This window comes from Rhodococcus sp. C3V (assembly GCF_029269915.1).
GTDB classification, from domain to species: Bacteria; Actinomycetota; Actinomycetes; order Mycobacteriales; family Mycobacteriaceae; genus Rhodococcus_F; species Rhodococcus_F qingshengii.
Genome location: NZ_JARJBE010000070.1, coordinates 1 through 623 on the forward strand (window position 1 = coordinate 1; position 623 = coordinate 623).

1 protein-coding gene is annotated in these 623 nt (G+C 60.7%); it reads left to right on the forward strand.

Going from position 1 to position 623, the window contains the following annotated elements; all coding sequences use genetic code 11:
- The coding region (locus P3G66_RS31835; RefSeq protein WP_276117887.1) for a condensation domain-containing protein at nucleotides 1-623 on the forward strand (623 nt) is incomplete at both ends.

Sequence of the window (623 nt, forward strand, 5' to 3'; positions counted from 1 at the left end):
CGTCCGGTTCGGGTTCCGTTGTCGTTGGCGCAGCAGCGCATGTGGTTCCTCAACCGATTCGACACCGATTCTGCTGTCAACAATGTCCCTGTTGCCGTTCGGCTCACGGGTGCGCTCGATCTGGCGGCCCTGAATTCGGCAGTTCACGACGTTATCGGCCGCCACGAGGTTCTGCGCACGGTCTACCCCGAGGTCGACGGCGTCGGCTACCAGAAGATCTGCTCGGTAGAAGATGTCTCGATCGATCTCGGCGCAGAACGCGTCACAGACGACCGAATCCAGGCGGAGCTGTATTCGTTCTTCGCCCAGGGCTTCGATGTCACTGTCGAGGTTCCGTTGCGCGCCAAGCTTTTTCAGGTCGCCGATGACGACTTCGTGTTGTCGTTCGTGATGCATCACATCTCGACCGACGGCTTCTCGATGGGCCCGTTGACCCGCGACGTCATGACCGCCTACTACGCCCGAACCAACGGCCAGGCTCCGACCTGGACGCCGTTGCCGGTGCAGTACGTCGACTATTCGTTGTGGCAGCGTGAGGTTCTCGGGTCCGAGGACGATCCGCAGTCCATGATCGCGAAGCAGATTGCGTTCTGGTCGGATGCGTTGGCTGATCTTCCGGAGCA